Source organism: Pseudomonas sp. CH61 (assembly GCF_059429415.1).
The window spans coordinates 6015638-6033002 of record NZ_CM182098.1 but is presented as its reverse complement, the minus strand read 5'-3'; the positions used below and the strand labels follow the sequence as shown (position 1 = coordinate 6033002).

Annotated in this window: 16 protein-coding genes; 2 read left to right on the top strand and 14 right to left on the bottom strand. The window is 59.2% G+C overall.

Going from position 1 to position 17365, the window contains the following annotated elements; translation table 11 throughout:
- The first annotated feature begins 89 nt into the window (after positions 1-89).
- Positions 90-716 (top strand): class I SAM-dependent methyltransferase, encoded by a 627-nt coding sequence (locus AC5SEM_RS27155; RefSeq protein WP_495471664.1) that lies wholly within the window; start codon positions 90-92, stop codon positions 714-716.
- A gap of 204 nt (positions 717-920) precedes the next feature.
- Here the strand turns inward: AC5SEM_RS27155 and AC5SEM_RS27150 are convergent, their stop codons facing one another.
- From AC5SEM_RS27150 to AC5SEM_RS27140, 3 genes are read right to left on the bottom strand one after another with little or no spacing between them, the layout of a single operon-like run.
- Positions 921-3968, bottom strand: a complete 3048-nt coding sequence (locus AC5SEM_RS27150; protein WP_495471663.1) for an efflux RND transporter permease subunit — start codon at positions 3966-3968, stop codon at positions 921-923.
- Positions 3965-5029: an efflux RND transporter periplasmic adaptor subunit gene (locus tag AC5SEM_RS27145; RefSeq protein ID WP_495471662.1), complete on the bottom strand. Its 1065-nt coding sequence runs from the start codon at positions 5027-5029 to the stop codon at positions 3965-3967. Before AC5SEM_RS27145 ends, AC5SEM_RS27150 begins: the two co-directional genes overlap by 4 nt.
- Positions 5026-6129 carry an efflux RND transporter periplasmic adaptor subunit gene (locus AC5SEM_RS27140; RefSeq protein ID WP_495471661.1) on the bottom strand — a complete coding sequence of 368 codons (1104 nt, stop codon included), beginning with the start codon at positions 6127-6129 and terminating at the stop codon, positions 5026-5028. The genes AC5SEM_RS27145 and AC5SEM_RS27140 overlap by 4 nt, the downstream gene beginning before the upstream one ends.
- Positions 6130-6329: 200 nt before the next feature.
- On the opposite strand from AC5SEM_RS27140, the gene AC5SEM_RS27135 reads away from it, so the two are divergent.
- Complete coding sequence (locus tag AC5SEM_RS27135; RefSeq protein WP_495471660.1) at positions 6330-7526, top strand: AAA family ATPase; 1197 nt, start codon at positions 6330-6332, stop codon at positions 7524-7526.
- Between the two features lie 262 nt (positions 7527-7788).
- Here AC5SEM_RS27135 and AC5SEM_RS27130 read toward each other — a convergent pair whose 3' ends face one another.
- The 11 genes from AC5SEM_RS27130 to AC5SEM_RS27080 all read right to left on the bottom strand — a co-directional run bounded on the left by AC5SEM_RS27130 (position 7789) and on the right by AC5SEM_RS27080 (position 17280).
- A complete protein-coding gene (locus AC5SEM_RS27130) occupies positions 7789-8661 on the bottom strand; it encodes a transporter substrate-binding domain-containing protein (RefSeq protein ID WP_495471659.1) in 873 nt (290 codons plus the stop codon).
- Positions 8658-9440, bottom strand: a complete 783-nt coding sequence (locus tag AC5SEM_RS27125; RefSeq protein ID WP_077570160.1) for an amino acid ABC transporter ATP-binding protein — start codon at positions 9438-9440, stop codon at positions 8658-8660. The genes AC5SEM_RS27130 and AC5SEM_RS27125 overlap by 4 nt, the downstream gene beginning before the upstream one ends.
- On the bottom strand, positions 9437-10096 hold the full coding sequence (locus AC5SEM_RS27120) for an amino acid ABC transporter permease (protein ID WP_007918714.1): 660 nt from the start codon (positions 10094-10096) through the stop codon (positions 9437-9439). The genes AC5SEM_RS27125 and AC5SEM_RS27120 overlap by 4 nt, the downstream gene beginning before the upstream one ends.
- Complete coding sequence (locus tag AC5SEM_RS27115; RefSeq protein WP_008083580.1) at positions 10077-10742, bottom strand: amino acid ABC transporter permease; 666 nt, start codon at positions 10740-10742, stop codon at positions 10077-10079. Before AC5SEM_RS27115 ends, AC5SEM_RS27120 begins: the two co-directional genes overlap by 20 nt.
- A gap of 931 nt (positions 10743-11673) precedes the next feature.
- Entirely contained in the window at positions 11674-12471 is a 798-nt protein-coding gene (locus AC5SEM_RS27110; protein WP_007918708.1) for a MetQ/NlpA family ABC transporter substrate-binding protein, read from the bottom strand.
- A gap of 166 nt (positions 12472-12637) precedes the next feature.
- On the bottom strand, positions 12638-13570 hold the full coding sequence (locus AC5SEM_RS27105; RefSeq protein ID WP_077570158.1) for a sigma 54-interacting transcriptional regulator: 933 nt from the start codon (positions 13568-13570) through the stop codon (positions 12638-12640).
- Between the two features lie 54 nt (positions 13571-13624).
- Positions 13625-14206 (bottom strand): alpha/beta hydrolase, encoded by a 582-nt coding sequence (locus AC5SEM_RS27100; protein ID WP_034151846.1) that lies wholly within the window; start codon positions 14204-14206, stop codon positions 13625-13627.
- A gap of 382 nt (positions 14207-14588) precedes the next feature.
- Entirely contained in the window at positions 14589-14990 is a 402-nt protein-coding gene (locus AC5SEM_RS27095; protein ID WP_003220570.1) for an ExbD/TolR family protein, read from the bottom strand.
- A gap of 1 nt (position 14991) precedes the next feature.
- Entirely contained in the window at positions 14992-15717 is a 726-nt protein-coding gene (locus AC5SEM_RS27090; protein WP_034151845.1) for a MotA/TolQ/ExbB proton channel family protein, read from the bottom strand.
- Positions 15718-15762: 45 nt separating this feature from the next.
- On the bottom strand, positions 15763-16572 hold the full coding sequence (locus AC5SEM_RS27085) for an energy transducer TonB (RefSeq protein WP_495471658.1): 810 nt from the start codon (positions 16570-16572) through the stop codon (positions 15763-15765).
- 381 nt (positions 16573-16953) lie between these two features.
- The gene (locus tag AC5SEM_RS27080) at positions 16954-17280 is read right to left on the bottom strand and encodes a hypothetical protein (protein WP_038359731.1); all 327 of its coding nucleotides are present in this window, start codon (positions 17278-17280) and stop codon (positions 16954-16956) included.
- Between the last annotated feature and the right edge of the window lie 85 nt (positions 17281-17365).

Here is a 17365-nt window from a genome sequence, read left to right as displayed (position 1 = left end):
TAGGAGTGAGCCTGCTCGCGATGGGTTGCGCAGCAGCCCCGCTTCATGGCGTATATTCGGCAAACCCCAATTGCCCGCGTATCCCCACCATGAAGCAGACCCCCACCGATCTCGAACAGATCACCGCCACCACCCTCGGCCACTACAACTCGGTGGCTGAAGACTTCCGTGAAGGCACCCGCGACCACGATGTCAGCCAGAACATCGATGCGTTGCTGCGGCATATTCAAGGTGTGGCGCCGTTCACGGTTCTGGATTTCGGCTGCGGGCCGGGGCGGGATTTGCAGACGTTTACGCGTATGGGTCACATCGCCGTCGGGCTGGACGGTTCGCAAGAGTTCGCGCGAATGGCCCGTGAAGACAGTGGCTGTGAAGTGTTGCAGCAGGACTTTCTGAAGCTGGATTTGCCGGTTGAACGCTTTGATGGGATCTTTGCCAATGCGGTGCTTTTTCATGTGCCGTTGCAGGAATTGCCGCGGGTGCTCAAGCAATTGCATGGCGCCCTGAAGCCCGGTGGTGTGCTCTTCAGCTCAAATCCGCGCGGGGATAATCGTGAGGGCTGGAACGGGCCGCGTTATGGCTCGTATCACGATCTTGAGGCGTGGCGAGGGTTGCTGACGGACGCGGGGTTTGTCGAGCTTGAGCATTACTTTCGCCCGGCGGGGTTGCCGCGCGAGCAGCAGCCTTGGTTGGCCAGCGTCTGGCGCAAGGACTGAGTTGAGTCAGGAAAAGCCCCTCACCCCAGCCCTCTCCCACAGGGAGAGGGAGCCGACCGAGGTGTCTCGCTTCATACATCGACCTGAGAGACCGAGTCGATTATGGATTCAGCGAAGATATTTCGGGTCGGCGTATCTCCAAGGCATCCCCCAATCAGTCCCCTCTCCCTTTGGGAGAGGGTTAGGGTGAGGGTCGCTGTTGACTCAATCCTTCTTCGGCTCGCGAATCTTGTACCAGGCCACATACAGCGCCGGCAGGAACAGCAACGTCAGCAACGTCGCCACCACGATCCCGCCAATCATCGCGTAGGCCATCGGCCCCCAGAACACTTCGCGGGCGATGGGGATCATGCCCATGCTCGCCGCCGCAGCGGTCAGCAGGATCGGCCGACGCCGATGCTCGGTCGCCTCTACCACTGCATCCCACGGCGCGTAGCCCTTCTTCTCGAACTCATCGATCTGCGTCACCAGAATCACCGAGTTACGGATGATGATGCCGATCAGCGCCAGAATCCCCAGAATCGCCACGAAACCCATCGGCGTGCCGGTCGGCACCAGCGCCAGCACCACGCCGATCAGCCCCAGCGGCGCGACACTCGCGACGAGGAACATCTTCTGCACGCTGTGCAACTGGATCATCAGGAACGTCGCCATCAAAAACAGCATCAACGGCAAGACCTTGGCAATCGGCCCCTGGGCCTTGCCGCTTTCCTCGACCGTACCGCCGGTGGCGACTTTGTAGCCCACTGGCAGTTTTTCAGCGAAGGCATCAATCGACGGCTTGAGCAGTTTCACCAGATCGGTCGGCTGGATCTCGTCGCGCACCGAGGCCTTGATGGTGATGGTCGGCAAGCGGTCGCGACGCCACACCAGCGGCTGTTCCAGCTCATAGCGCACAGTGGCGAACGCCAGTAACGGTATCGATGTGCCGTTGGGCGTAACGATCTGCAGATTCTGCAGGGTTTCCGGCGTACCGCGCTCCGAATTCACCGCCCGGCCGACCACATTGATCAGGTAGATGTCGTCGTTGACCTGGGTCAGCGGCGCGCCGCTGACGATGCTGTTCATCAGGTTCGCCACGTCTTCGGACGACAGCCCGAGCTGCCGCGCCTTGTCCTGAGCGATATCGATGCGCAGGACTTTGCCCGGCTCGTTCCAGTCATAAATGATCTCGCCGATGTGCGAGTTCTTGTCCAGTTCGGTGGCAAGGTCGATGGCGTGCTTACGCACTTGATCGATGTCTTTGCCACTGACCCGGTACTGGATCGGCCGCCCCACCGGCGGGCCCATTTCCAGCGCCTGGACGTAACTGCCGATGCCGACGAAATCCTTGTGCAAGCGCTCGCGCAGACGCTGACTCAGTGCCTCACGGGCCTCGAAGTTTTTGCTGACGATCACCAGTTGTGCGTAGTACGGGTTTTGCAATTGCTGGTCGAGCGGCAGGTAGAAACGGATCGCGCCCTGACCGATGTAGGTGCTCCAGCGCACAATGTCCGGGTCGCCTTTGAGGGTTTCTTCCAGCTTGTCGACGGCTTTGCGTGTTTCGTCGATGGAGGCGTTCTGTGGCAGGTTCAGGTCGACGAGAATTTCCGGGCGGTCCGATGCCGGGAAGAACTGATTCTGCACAAAGCGCATGCAAAAAATCGACAGGGCAAACAGCAGCACGGTGATACCGATCGCCCACCAGCGATTGCGCATCGCCCACAACAGACCGCCATTGAACGCACGCCCGACGCGGCCCGGCTCGGCGTCATGGGGTTTCACGTTGGCGCTGAGAATGTGCACGCCGATCACCGGCGCGAAGAACACCGCGACAATCCACGACACAATCATGGCCACGGCAATCACCGCAAACAGCGTGTAGGTGTACTCACCGGCGGAACTGGCGTTGAGGCCGATGGGCACGAAACCGGCGACCGTTACCAGCGTCCCGGTGAGCATCGGGAACGCCGTCGAGGTGTAGGCGTACGTCGCGGCCTCCTCCTTGCTCTCGCCCATCTCCAGGCGCGTGACCATCATCTCCACGGTGATCATCGCATCGTCGACCAACAGGCCGAGGGCGATGATCAATGCGCCGAGAGAAATCCGCTGCATGGTGATGCCACTGTATTCCATGAACACAAACACCATCGCCAGCACCAGCGGAATCGAGCACGCCACCACCAGGCCGGCGCGCACGCCGAGGCTGATGAAACTGACCACCAGCACGATGATCACGGCTTCGAACAGCGCGCTGGTAAAGCCGCCAACGGCCTCCTCCACCACCACCGCCTGATCGGACACGGTGTGTACACCCACGCCAACCGGCAAGTCTGCGGTCAGTTCATCGATGCGCTGGTGCAACGCCTTGCCGAATTCCTGAACGTTGCCGCCCTTCTGCATGGCAATCGCCAGACCGATGGCCGGTTTGCCGTTGAAGCGGAATTCCGGGGTAGCCGGATCGGTGTAACCGCGAGTGATGTCGGCGATGTCAGCCAAACGATAGAAACGGTCGTTGAGCTTGAGATTGACCTCGGCGAGATCTTTTTCGGAGGCGAACTGCCCCGAAGTGCGCACGGAAATCCGCTCAGGACCGGCCTCGATCACACCGGCCGGGGTCACGGCGTTCTGCGATTGCAGGCTCTGCACAACCTGACGCTGATCGATACCCAACGCCGCCAGTTTGCGGGTAGAGAAGTTCAGATAAATCACTTCGTCCTGCTGGCCGATCATTTCGATCTTGCCCAGCCCCGGTACATTGCGGATCTCGGCCCGCGCCTGTTCTACGTAATCGCGCAACTGGCGCATGGTCAGGCCGTCGGCGGTGAAGGCGTAGACCGAGCCGAACACATCACCGAACTCGTCGTTGAACCCGGGCCCCTGAATACCTTGGGGGAACTGCCCGCGAATGTCGTCGATCTTCTTGCGCACCTGGTACCAGATTTCCGGGATGTCCTTGGCGCTGGTGGTGTCGCGCAGGTACACGTACACCGTCGATTCACCGGGGCGCGTGTAACTTTTCACGTAGTCGAGGGAGTCGAGTTCTTCGAGTTTTTTCTCGATGCGGTCGGTGACCTGTGCGAGGGTTTCTTCCTGGGTCGCGCCCGGCCATTTGGTCTGGATCACCATGGTTTTGATGGTGAACGACGGGTCTTCTTCGCGGCCCAGATTGAAGTATGAGAACACGCCCATCAGCAACGCGACGAACATCAGGTACCAGACGAATGACTGATGCTTGAGGGCCCATTCGGAGAGGTTGAAAGAGCCTTTCATTGACTGTCCTCGTCAAGTTTTACCGATTGTCCGGGTTTGAGGCTGTTGACGCCGGCGCTGACCACGCGCTCGCCGTTCTTCACGCCACCCGCAAGCACCACACTGCTGTCGGTGCGGCTGATCACGCTGACGTCGCGGGGGCTGACGGTTTTGCTCTGGGTGTCGATGACCCAGATACGTGGTTTGCCGTCGACCTCCTGCAAAGCGGTAGCCGGCAATTCGATGCGCGGTTTGATCGCCGAACTGAGGGTCACGCTGATCGCCGTGCCGAGGCGGAAACCGTCCGGTGTCTCGGCCAGCGTCAGGCGTGCGCGACGAGTACGCGTGGCGCTTTGCGCCTGCGGTTCGATCTCGCGAAGGGTTGCCGTGGTGTTGATGCTCGGGTCGAGTTGCCCGGCCACCAGAAACACCACGTCGGAGGGAATCTGATCGACCAGGGTGTCCGGCAGATCGATTACCGCTTCCTTGATGTCCGGTTGCGCCAGGGTCACGACCTGCTGGCCCGCCGTCACCACTTGCCCGGCTTCGGCGTTCCACGCGGTGACCACGGCTTTATGGTCGGAACGCAGTTCGGTGTAGCCGAGCTGATCCTTGCTTTGATTGACTGCCGCCCGTGCCTGGTCCAGCGAGGCCTGGGTGGTTTTCAAGTCCGTGGTGGCGATGTCCAGTTGTGCCTGCGCTCCTACGCCACGATCGAACAGCGCCTGCTGACGGCGGGCATTGGCCTGGGCATTGATCAGTTGCGCCTGAACCTTGGCCAGGTCGCCCTGGGCCGAACGCAATTGGTTCTGCTGATCAGACGGATCGAGGGTGGCGAGCAGCGTGCCCTTTTGTACTTCGGCTCCGACATCGACGTTGCGGCTGGCGATGCGGCCACCGACGCGGAAACCGGTGTTGCTTTCATAACGCGCCTGGATGCTGCCGGCGAAACGCCCGAGACTTTCCTCGCTCAACGCCTGAACCTTGACCGATAACACCGGACGTACCGGCTCTGGAGGAGGCTCGCTTTTCGAGCAGGCCGCCAGCAACACACCCACGAACAACAGCCCCAGACGCTTCATGGCTGTGCTCCCGGTTGCAGACCCTTGTAGGTGTTTTCAGCGATTTCGACTTTCATGCCGGGATGCAGCAACTGGCCACCGGCGACAATGACTTTCTCCCCGCCCTTGAGGCCTTCGCTGATGATGACCTTGCCGATCAGGTAGCGGCCGACGGTCACGTTGTGCAACTGCGCTTCACCTTTATCGTCGACCATCCACACCGCCGGATCACTGATGTTTTTCGTCAGCGCCGACCATGGCAGTTCGACTGCCGACTTGCCGCTGCCCTTGGCGGTGGCGCTGACCACCGAGCCCAGCTGCATCCCCTGTGGCAGGATGTCGAGGCTGACTTTGACTTGCACCGTGCCGGACTGCGCCGACACCGCCGGGGTGATTTCACGCACCGTACCGGTGGTTTTGATGGCCGGGTTATCGAGCAGGCTGACGACGATCGAGGGATCCGCAGGACGCTCGGCCAGCAGCGATTCGTAGACGTTGAACACCGCGTCACGGTCGCCGTCGCGGGCCAACGAAAAAATCGGCGCCGTGGCCTGCACGACCTGGCCGACTTCGGCCTGACGCTCGGTGATCACCCCCGGCGCATCGGCAATCAACGCGGTATAGCTGAGCTGGTCCTTGGCGTTGGCCAATTGCGCCTGCGCCGCGCTCAAGGCGCTCTGGCTGCTGCGCAACGCGGCTTGGGCGGAATCATATTCGCTCTGGCTGGTGTAGCCCTTGGGCAGGAGTTTTTGCTGGCGCACGAAGGCCGCAGCGCTCTGTTTCACCCGGGCTTGTTCAGCAACGACCTGGGCTTGAGCCGAATCGACGTTGGTCTGCAAATCCTTGGGGTCGAGTTTGGCCAGCACCTGTTTGGCGGTAACCCGGTCGCCGACGTCGACCATGCGCTGGATGATCTTGCCGCCGACGCGGAACGACAGTTCGGTCTGCACGCGCGCCTGCACGTCCCCGGTCAATGTCACCGAAGCCGCGTAATCCGTGGGCTTGACCTCTTGTACAAAAACCCGTGGCAGGTACTCAGCGGGAGCTTTTTTCTCGCCGCATGCGGTCAGCAAAGTGAACAGACTCAGCATGACCGCTGTTTTCAAACCGGGACTCGCCATGCAGACTCCTTCCTGTGTACGAACGTGCAAGTGACGATACGACTGTGAGCTTAGAACAGGGTTCAACGTTCGCCCGTTCGTCCCCCATATTTCCTCTAGGAGCTGCCGGAGGCTGCGATCTTTTGATCTTTTAAAAACAACATCAAAAGATCGCAACCTTCGGCAGCTCCTACAATAGGCGCCTGAAGAGAAGGAATTCCATGCTCAATACTCTCGCGGTGGCCAATTACCGTTCGATCAACAAACTGGTGATCCCGCTCGGCCGGCTGAACCTGATCACCGGCCCCAACGGCAGCGGCAAGTCCAACCTCTACCGGGCCTTGCGCCTGTTGGCGGAAACCGCTCAGGGTGGCGTGGTCAATGCGCTGGCCCGTGAAGGCGGGCTGGAGTCGACCTTCTGGGCCGGGCCGGAAACCATCAGCCGGCGCATGCGTAACGGCGAGGTGCCGATCCAGTCGGCAGTACGCCGAGGTGTAAAGCGTCTACGCCTGGGGTTCGCCGGGGAAGATTTCAGCTATTCGATCAGCCTCGGCCTGCCCGACTCCAACGGGCACTTCATGCTGCCCGAGCATTCGCAACCGATTCCCTCGCGCTTCAGCCTCGACCCGCAGATCAAGCGCGAGTGCATCTGGGCCGGCCCGCTTTACCGCCCCGCCAGCCTGCTGGTGGATCGTGACGGCCCGATGATCCGCACACGCAACGAGCGCCAATGGGATGTGCTGGCGCAGCACACGCCGAACTTTGACAGCCTGTTCGATCAGGTCGGCAGCCTGCGCAGTTCGCCGGAAGTGTTTCAGATGCGCGAGTTCATTCGTCGTTGGCGCTTTTACGATCACTTTCGCAGCGATGCCGATGCACCGGTGCGCCAGCCGCAATTGGGCACACGCACGCCGGTGCTGCATCACGACGGCCGTGATCTGGCGGCGGCGTTGCAGACGATCATCGAGATTGGCGATGGGGATGCGATGCGTGCGGCGATTACCGATGCGTTTCCGGGCGCGCGGGTGCATATCGAAGCGCAGGCCGGTGGACGGTTTGCCATCGAGTTTTATCAGGAAGGTTTGTTGCGACCGTTATCGGCGGCGGAGCTGTCGGACGGGACGTTGCGCTATCTGCTGCTCGTCGCGGCATTACTGACGCCACGGCCACCGTCATTGATGGTACTGAACGAACCGGAAACCAGTTTGCACCCGGATCTGCTGCCAGCGTTGGCGCGGTTGATTGTCCGTGCCTCGGAGCAGTGTCAGGTGTGGGTGGTGTCGCATGCGCGGCGGTTGATTTCGGCGTTGCAGGAAGATCCGGAGTGCAACTGCATTGTGCTGGAGAAGACACTGGGGCAGACCGGGATTGTCGGGCAGCGGGTGCTGGATGAGCCGGCGTGGAACTGGCCGGATTGAGCCTTCCAGCCAAAAGCCCCTCACCCTAACCCTCTCCCAGAGGGAGAGGGGACTGATTGGGGGATGCTCAAGAGTGACGCCGACGTGAAAATGCATCTGTGAATCCAAAGTCGAAGTGACGCCGACGCGAAATGCGTCTGTGAATCCATAATCGACTCGGTTTGTCAGGTCGATGTCTGATGCAAGACACCTCGGTCGGCTCCCTCTCCCTCGGGAGAGGGGTGGGGTGAGGGGCAGGCCTCACCACCGACCTGACAGACAATCACCCCTGCCACTTGCCGCCTTCAACAATCACACTCTCAGGCTTGGTGTCATCACTCAGCTCTTTACGCACATATTGGTCGTACAGCTTGAGCAGATATTTCTCCTCACCCAGTTTGGCCAGCTCAGTATTCACCCAGTCGCGCAGCTCGATATTGCCCTTCTTCACCGCCGGCGCAATCGGCGCTTCGGCACCGAGCTTTTCATCGAGCACGCGATAGCCCGGGTTCTGCTTGGCCCAGCTGAACAACACCAGGTTGTCCTGTGCATAAGCATCGCCACGACCGCTGGCCAAAGCTTGCAGCGATTCGGAGTTTTTCTCGAATTTCAGCAGTTTCCAGTCCGGATGATTCTTGGTCAGCCAGATATCAGCGGTGGTGCCAGTGGTGACGATGGTGGTGCGGGTTGCCAGATCATCGAGTTTCTTCACCGAGCTGCTTTGCGGCACCAACGCCTGCACCGCGACCTTGAGGTTTGGGTTGGTGAACTCCACCGCTTCCTTGCGCTCAGGCGTAACGGTCATGTTGGCGAGGATCAGGTCGACCTTGTCGCTTTGCAGAAACGGAATACGGCTTGCCGGCTCGACGGCAACGAACTCGACCTTGTTTTCATCGCCGAGCAGATCCTTGGCGAAACGCCGGCCAATGTCGGTATCGAAACCGACGTAGCGCCCGGCCTCATCGACAAAACCGAATGGCGGCTTATCGGTAAAGACGCCAACGATCAGTTTGTCGCGAGCCTTGATCTTGTCCAGGTAACCGGCCGGCGCAGTGCTTTCGCTGGCAACCTTCGGCTTCGGCGGTTCTTCGGTTTTGCTGCAACCGGCAAGCAAGGCGAGGCTCAGTAGAGGCAGTAAAAAAGCGGCAGTTTTCATAACAGTTCCAGTTCCTTTGTCGGATTCGTTTTTGGCAGTGTTGCAACGAAGGAGAACTTCTCCAGAAACTGCTGCGCGCGTGCGGTTTGCGGGTTCGTAAAGAAAATCTCGGGCGGGTTCTGTTCAAGGATGCGCCCGGCATCCATGAACACGATGCGGTCGGCCACCGCACGGGCGAAGGCCATTTCGTGGGTGACGATCAACAGGGTCATGCCTTCGCGGGCGAGGCCCTGAATGACCTGCAAAACTTCCTTGACCATCTCCGGATCAAGGGCGGCGGTGACTTCGTCGAAGAGCATCACCCGTGGGTTCATGCACAACGAGCGGACGATGGCGATGCGTTGCTGCTGGCCGCCGGAGAGCTGACGCGGGAAGGCATCGCGCTTGTCCAAAAGTCCCACGCGTTCAAGCAGCGCTTCGGCTTGTTGCTGGGCTTCACGGCGCTGACGCTTCTGCACCTTGAGCGGGCCGAGCAGCAGGTTGTCGAGCACGCTCATGTGCGGGAACAGGTGATAACTCTGGAACACCATACCGATCTGCTGACGGATCTCGCGCCAGTCGGTGGCCTTATCCAGCAGCTCACGGCCGAGGAATTTCAGGCTGCCGCTGTGCGCCTCCTCCAGACCATTGAGGCAACGCAGCAAGGTGCTTTTGCCGCAGCCGCTGGGGCCGAGGATGACGATCACTTCACCGCTCTGCACTTGCAGGTCGATGCCGTTGAGCACTTGCTGCTCGCCATAGAATTTGTTGAAACCGTGAAACTCGATCAATGCGCTCATGCTTGCGTCCAGCGCCGCTCCAGCACGCGCGAGGCGGCCGACAACGGGTAGCAGATGAAAAAGAAAAACAAGAACAACGCGCCGTAGATCAGCACCGATTCATAGGTGCGCTCGATGATCTGTTGGCCGACTTTGATCACGTCGACCACACCGATGAGCACCGCCAGCGAGCTGGTCTTGATGATCCGTGTGTAGACGTTGATGGTCGGCGGCGTCATGCGTTTCAGCGCTTGCGGCAGCAGCACGTAACCGTAGAGTTGCGCGGCGTTCAAACCAATCGACAGCCCCGCTTCACGCTGGCCGCGTGGTAACGAATGCAGCGCACCGCGCGCCACTTCGCCCACCTCGCTGGCGCCCCACAGGGACAGCACCAGCACCGCGCACCAGAAACTCGGAATGCTCAGACCAAAGAAAATCGGCAAGCCGAAGAACAACAGATACAACCAGACCAGCACCGGGATCGCCCGGAACAGTTCCAGGTACACCCGCAAAATCGCGTTGAGCCACGTCACATTGAGCGTGCGCAACACGCCGTAGAGCACGCCGCCGACGGTGCTGATGGCGATGCTCAGAAACGAGATCGACAGAGTTTGCCCGGCGCCTTTGGCCAATTGCGGCAACGACACCCAAAGTAATTCAAGACCCGAACTGGCCATGCTGGAGCCTCCTTTCCAGACGGCTGAGCAGCAGCGACAGCGGCAAGAACAACAGCACGCAGATCAGCGTCAGCACGGCGAGCATTTCGTAGGTTTTGTAATACAGCGCGATGTAGCTCTTGGTGGTGTAGAGGATTTCCGGCACCGCCACCGCCGAGACCACGGTGGTTTCCTTGAGCAGGAAAATGAAATTGGCGAACAGCGACGGCAGGCTGAGGATCCCCGCTTGCGGCAGGATCACATAGCGCAGCAACTGGCCGTGGGACAGACCGATAGAGCGCCCTGATTCCAGTTGCGCCTGCGGCACCGCATCGACGCCGGCACGCAGCACTTCGGTGAGGTAGGCGCCGCCGAGGAAGGTCATGGTGATGATTGCGGCGGTGAAACCGGAAACCTGGATCCCCACTGCCGGCAAGGCGAAGTAGACGAAAAACAACTGGATCAACAGCGGCGTGTTGCGCGCCAGTTCCACATACAGGCCGACCAGTTTTTGCAGGTATGGCGTGCGGAACACCAGAATCGTCGCGTTGAGCAGCGCCACCAGCAATGAGGTGCCAATGGCGATAAAACCCACCTGCAGCGTCACGCCCACGGCTTTGAGAAACGCCGGCAGGGTGCTGAGGATAAATGCGTAATCGAAAGTCATGAAACGTCCTGGACGCCGCTCGGTAAGCGACGGTGGTGCAGTCCGTGGACAGCGGATGGCTGTCCGGCAAGCACCGACTTTATAGGTATAAAAACAAGAATTTAAATACCGTTAAAGCATATTGATATCACCCAAAAAACTATCCTGTGGGTTTGCCGGGAAGGAATAAGAAGGCTATTTTCCTTTGCGCTGTAGGACGGATCTTTTTTTCACGAAAGCCCTCCAAGGACGAACAGCTTTTGGCCAGACTCCCCCGGCCAAACCCATAACAAGGAAGAAAACATGGACGTAAAAGTGCCGCAGCGACTGGATCCGCAGGAGATTGTGAAATTGTTGGTGGCGTTGAGGCGGGCGTTGAAGGCTGCAGCGTAAGTCAAAAGCCCCTCACCCCAGCCCTCTCCCGGAGGGAGAGGGAGCCGACCGAGGTGTCTGGCGTTTTGCATCGACCTGAAAGACTGAGTCGATTATGGATTCGGCAGAAATCTTTCACGTCGGCGTACCTCTACAGCATCCCCCAATCAGTCCCCTCACCCCAGCCCTCTCCCGGAGGGAGAGAGAGCCGACCGAGGTGTCTGGCGTATTACGTCGACCTGAATCATCGAGTCGATTATGAATTCAGCAGAGATCTTTCACATCGGCGTACCTCTACAGCATCCCCCGATCAGTCCCGTCACCCCAGCCCTCTCCCGGAGGGAGAGGGGGCCGACCGAGGTGTCTGGCGTATTACGTCGACCTGAATCATCGAGTCGATTATGAATTCAGCAGAGATCTTTCACGTCGGCGTACCTCTACAGCATCCCCCAATCAGTCCCCTCTCCCTCTGGGAGAGGGTTAGGGTGAGGGGCTTTTTCAAGGCACACACAAAAACGCCGATGCCCATCACTGGCCATCGGCGTTTTCACACCTTGAAGGGGGTGGTTCAAGCGTCAGATCAGAACGCCGGCAGTACCGCGCCGTTGTACTTCTTCTCGATGAACGCTTTGACTTCCGGGCTGGTCAGGGCTTTGGCCAGCTTCTGGATCGCGTCGCTGTTCTTGTTGTCCTCACGGGCCACCAGGAAGTTCACGTACGGCGAGTCAGCGCCTTCAATCACCAGCGCATCTTTCTGCGGGTTCAGTTTGGCTTCCAGCGCGTAGTTGGTGTTGATCATGTCCAGATCAACTTCTTTCAGAACGCGTGGTAGCAGGGCCGATTCCAGTTCCTTGAACTTGAAGTTGTGCGGGTTCTTGGCGATGTCTTTTGGCGTTGCCAGAGCGTTTTTCGGGTCTTTCAGTTCGATCAGGCCAGCCTTCTGCAGCAGGATCAGGGCGCGGCCGCTGTTGCTGCCTTCGTTCGGGATGGCGATGGTGGCGCCGTCCGGCAGTTCAGCCAGGGTCTTGTACTTGCTCGAATAACCACCGAACGGTTCAACGTGAACGCCCTGCACGGTCACCAGGTACTTGGACTTGTCGTCCTTGTATTTGCCCTGGTTGAAGCTGTTCAGGTACGGCAGGGTCTGGAAGTAGTTGGCGTCCAGACGCTTCTCGCCAACCTGTACGTTCGGCTGAACGTAGTCGGTGAACACCTTGATTTCCAGATCCACGCCTTCTTTGGCCAGGGTCGGTTTGATCAGCTCAAGGATTTCAGCGTGCGGCACCGGGGTCGCGGCAACCACCAGTTTCTCGCCGGCATTGGCCAGGGAAGCAGTCAGAGCAGCCGCCAATGCGGTAAACAACAGAACCTTTTTCATGCAGTGTCCTTATCGAAAATCACGGTCGTCATCGACGACGGCATTAATACGTGTGCCAGTGAAGTGATATCGCTGGCGTGGGTCGGACAATACCGGGATTTTTTATTCCCGGACAATAACGTTTATTCAGCTTCATATTCCATTTTGTTCATGTTGAACGAAACGGTTACAACGCCTCACCCAAACGAATCAGCAAATCTTTCAATGCCTTACGCTCATCGACGCTGCCGCCGATGTTGATTTGTGCAACCAGTCGCTCGATCTGAAGCTGCGGCCCAGACACCTCGGGCAGATTCAGGTGCTCCGGCAGAATCTCGTCGCCGGTGCTCACCAGCAAGGCAAAGTGAATGACGTTTTCCAGCTCGCGGGTGTTGCCCGGCCAGCTGTGTTGTTCGAGCACGTGTTGTGCCGCCTCGCTGATCAGCGGCACCGGTAGATCCAGACGCTGGCTATAAATGCCGAGGAAATACTCGGCCAACGAAAGAATGTCGCCGATACGCGCGCGCAAGGCGGGCAATTCCAGTTGCCCTTCGCTGAGGTAGTGATAAAGCCGCTCGTGGAATTTCCCGGCGTCCACTGCTTGCGCCAGATCGATGCTGGTCGCCGCCACCAGGCGCACATCCACCGGACTCGGCTGATGCGCACCGACACGGGTGACTTCGTGGTTCTCCAGGGCGGCAAGCAATTTGATCTGGATTGGCAGCGGCAAGTCGCCGATTTCATCGAGGTACAGCGTGCCGCCGTTGGCCGAACCGAACCAGCCTGCACGGCTGCTGGCCGAGCCGCTGTAACTGCCGGCGGCATAGCCGAACAGTTCGGCATCGGCGTAGGTCGGGCTGATCGCACCGCAATTGACCGAAACGAACAGGCCGCTGCGGTCACTGGCGCGATGGATGTGCCGAGCGAGCAATTCTTTACCCGTACCGGTCTCGCCACGGATCAATACCGAGGTCGAGCGCGGCGCCAATTGCTCCAGCTCTTCACGTAACTGACGTGAGCGTGGGTCGACAAACACCAATGCCTTGGCGCGAATGCTCAGGGGGCTTTTTTCCGCGTCAGGAAAGGTCAGCAATGGCTGACCGAAGGTTTCGAAACTCATGGCAGACTCCCGCCCAAAACCGCCGGGAGACGGGGGCGTTGAAAGAAATAAAAATCAGGCGCGGCGGCGAGCGTGGTGTTCCATGCGGTTTTGCAGGCGATAGAGATAAGCAAAACCCTGCTCCCAGCGCTGATGCCCGGACTTGACGTTGATGTGTCCGGCACCGGCGAGAATCCCCGCCTCGGCGCCCCAGTTGCGCGCCAGCTCAAGCGCTCGCGGTGCACTGACGGCAGCATCGTTATCGGAGCTGACAACCTGGCTGGGGAACGGCAGCAGATTGGTCGGAATCGGCGCAAAATTGCGCAATGCCGGCGCGCAGGCCGGGCGCTCGACATCGGCCGGCGCAACCAGCAGGGCGCCGCGTACCTGACGCAGGTATTGCAACGGCGCCGTGGCCGCCCAGTGGGCAACCGTGACGCAGCCAAGGCTGTGGGCGATAAGGATCACCGGCGTACTGTCGGCAGCAATCGCCTCGGCCAGTGCCGCGACCCAGTCTTCACGACGCGGCGTCAGCCAATCGGCCTGTTCGACCCTTGCACTGTTCGGCAGGCTGTTCTGCCAATGGCTTTGCCAATGATCTTCTGGCGATCCTTGCCAGCCCGGCACAATCAGATAGCGGATTGATTCGTTGCGCATGGGGAGCTCTCCTGCGTCGTGTCTGTTCCTGAACGAGTATAGGGAGGGGATTTATATTCGTTAAGGAATAAGAAGCTATTTATTAAGACCTGAATTGAATATGAGTATTGTTTATGACTTTAGATTCTTTCCCCCCTCACCCCAGCCCTCTCTCCCAAGGGGGCGAGGGGGAAAGGGAGCTGATCTTCTGGCCTTTCAAATCCTGAGCTCGACTGGATTTCACATATCGGCGTACAGCGGCCGAACAACGCGGTCAGTCCCCTCTCCCTCTGGGCGGTCCGACGTTTCGGGAGGGCTAGGGTGAGGGGCTTTTCTCCCTGCCAAAAATAAAAAAAGGGCCGCACCCTGCCAAGGAGACGGCCCCGGAAAAACGTAAATCCTGTTACCGCGCGGTAATCACCGACAACTTGGTAATCCCCGCCCGTTCAATCGAAGCCATCGCCCGTGCCACTTCGCCGTAGTTCACCCCGTCATCGGCCTGCAATTGCACGCGCACTTCCGGGTCTTTGGCCTTGGCCGACTTGAGGTTGAATTCCAGCAAGTCCGGCTGAATCTCATCCTTATTGATAAACAGCTTGCCGGCACCGTCGATGCTCACCACCAGCGGATCCTTCTGCTCGACCGGCGCCACCGCTTCGGTCTTCGGCAGGTTGATCGGGATCGCGTTGGTCAGCAGCGGCGCGGTGACGATAAACACCACCAGCAGCACCAGCATCACGTCCACCAGCGGCGTTACGTTGATCTCGCTGAGTACCTCATCACTGTCTTGCGTGGAGAAGGCCATATCAGGACGCCTCCTTCACTTTTGCCGCGTTGCCCGGGGCTGCAACCTTGTGCGCCGTCGGGTGGATCAACACGCGGAACGCACTCTTTTGCGCCAGGCTGTAGAAGTCGTGGGCGAAGTCATCCAGATCCGCCGCCGTCAGTTTCAACCGGCGCAAAAAGTAGTTGTAAACCAGCACCGCCGGCACCGCGACGGCGATCCCCACGCCCGTGGCGACCAGTGCCGCACCGATCGGGCCGGCCACCGTTTCCAGGCTCGCCGAACCGGCCGCGCTGATTCCCTTCAACGCTTCCATGATTCCCCACACCGTGCCGAACAAGCCAATGAACGGCGAGGTGCTACCAATACTTGCGACGACCGCCAGACCGGTTTCCAGCGAACGGCGTTCGCGGACAATTTGCTGACGCAGGGCGCGCTCCAGTCGATCCTGATGGTTGATCGCCTGGCTCAAATCATTGGCCTGAGGCGCCTCGCCCACCTGAATCGCCGCGTAACCGGCTTGTGCCACCCGCGCTGCGGCGCCGGGTTGGGTCTCGCTCAATTCAGCGGCTGAATCCAGACTCGACGCCGCCCAGAAACGTTTATGAAAACGCCGGTCCTGCGCCTTCAGACGCCCGAACTGCCAAGCCTTGAGCAATGCCAGACCCCAGGTGGCGACGGAAAAAACCACCAGCAGCCAGATCACCGCGCTTTCGATGGATTCCAGTGGAGATGCCAGTAACGTCATGATGTATTCCCTCGTGTAAACGTTTCGCGCGAATTTGGTTTCGGTTTAATGAATCTTGAAATCGATGGGCACGCTGACCCAGCCGTCCTGGGCGACATCACCCTGCTTGGCCGGGACGAAACTCCAACGCTTCACGGCGTTCAGCGCCGCGTCGTCGAGCTGCTGCCGGCCGCTGCTTTTGGCTATCTGGATCTCACCCGGTTTGCCGCTGGCCAACACATGCACGCGCAGCAACACCGTGCCTTCCCAACCGCGACGCTGGGCCAGTGACGGGTATTCCGGTGCCGGGTTTTTCAGGTACGCGGCATTCGCTGAGGCCGGGGTTACCGGTGCCGGCGCGGGAGGTGCAGGTGGCGCTGGCGCTGCAACCGGGGCTGCCGGTTGTGGCGGCGCCGGTGGTTGCTCAACCGCTTTCGGTGCTGGTTTGGGTGCCTGTTTAACCACCGATTTAGGTTTCGGAACGGGTTTGGGCGGCGGCGGTTTTACCGCGAGTTCGTCTTCCACGGGCGGTGGTGGTTCAACCACTGGCGCAGGTGGCGGCGGCTCGACTACCGGTGGCGCTGGCGGTGCCGGGCGCGAGAACTCGATGGTCATCGGCGGAATTTCCGGCGGCACGATCGGCAGCACTGGCGTCGGCTTCTGGCTGATCCAGTAGATCACCGCGCCATGCACCACCAGCGCGAGCACGCCGAGCAGAATTGTTTCGCGCCGACTCAGAATGCCCTTGGGCGCACGCTGCAAACGCAACTGCCCCAACGGCACACGATGCGGCCGGCCGAGATCGACCAACTCGCCACCCGGCGTCTGACGCCACAGCAATTCCTCTGCGCTGGCGGCGGTCTGGACATTGCCCATTGATTCACTCCCTGCGGTCTTTTTGCGTTCTCTACAAAAACTGCCGATCAACCGTTTTGTTGAATCCCCCACGGCGAATCGATGGGTGAATCATTGGGCTTGACGCTTATCTCCGAAAGTAATCTTTAACGTTATGCATAGGTCTTTATGGAATATAAAAATTGATCAATTCTGCCAAAGCCACGCGCCACGCGGGCTGCAGCGATGCGTGAAAAAGAGCATGCTTTTCAGGCATTGAAAGTATTCATGCAACGCATCAAATTCGCCTGACCCGGTTTTGCAGGACGACTAATACCAAGTAGATAATTGATTATTATTTTCCAGAAACAGCAAAAAGGCCGGAGCACTTTCGTGCACCGGCCTTTATCGATTGCGCGCGTCTTATTGTTTGACGAATTCCCCTGCAAGGGTCACTACTTCACCGTCAAAGTTAGTACGGGAACCGGCCGCGCGAACTTTTGCGTAATTGTGATCAGGAGAAAACAATGACCACGCTTGAAATCCGCTATTACCATTCAGACCGACAAATGTAATGGTGGTAGGTTGTCCGGTGCTGTTCTGGAAATGGTAATGCCCGTAGCTGACGTCATAGTTAACGCCGCCCTGGCTGAACGTCCCGCTGAATGTACCGTTGGAGTCGTTGCCATCGGTAATCGTCAGTTTGGCGCCAGCGTTAGCGTTCACATAAGTGCCATTAATGCTCGACATGATTCGATTTCCTTTATCGTGGGGATAAGTGTCTTCCGATGAGAGCAAGTTTCCTCCTGGAAACTCACGACAGTCAGGATGGTTG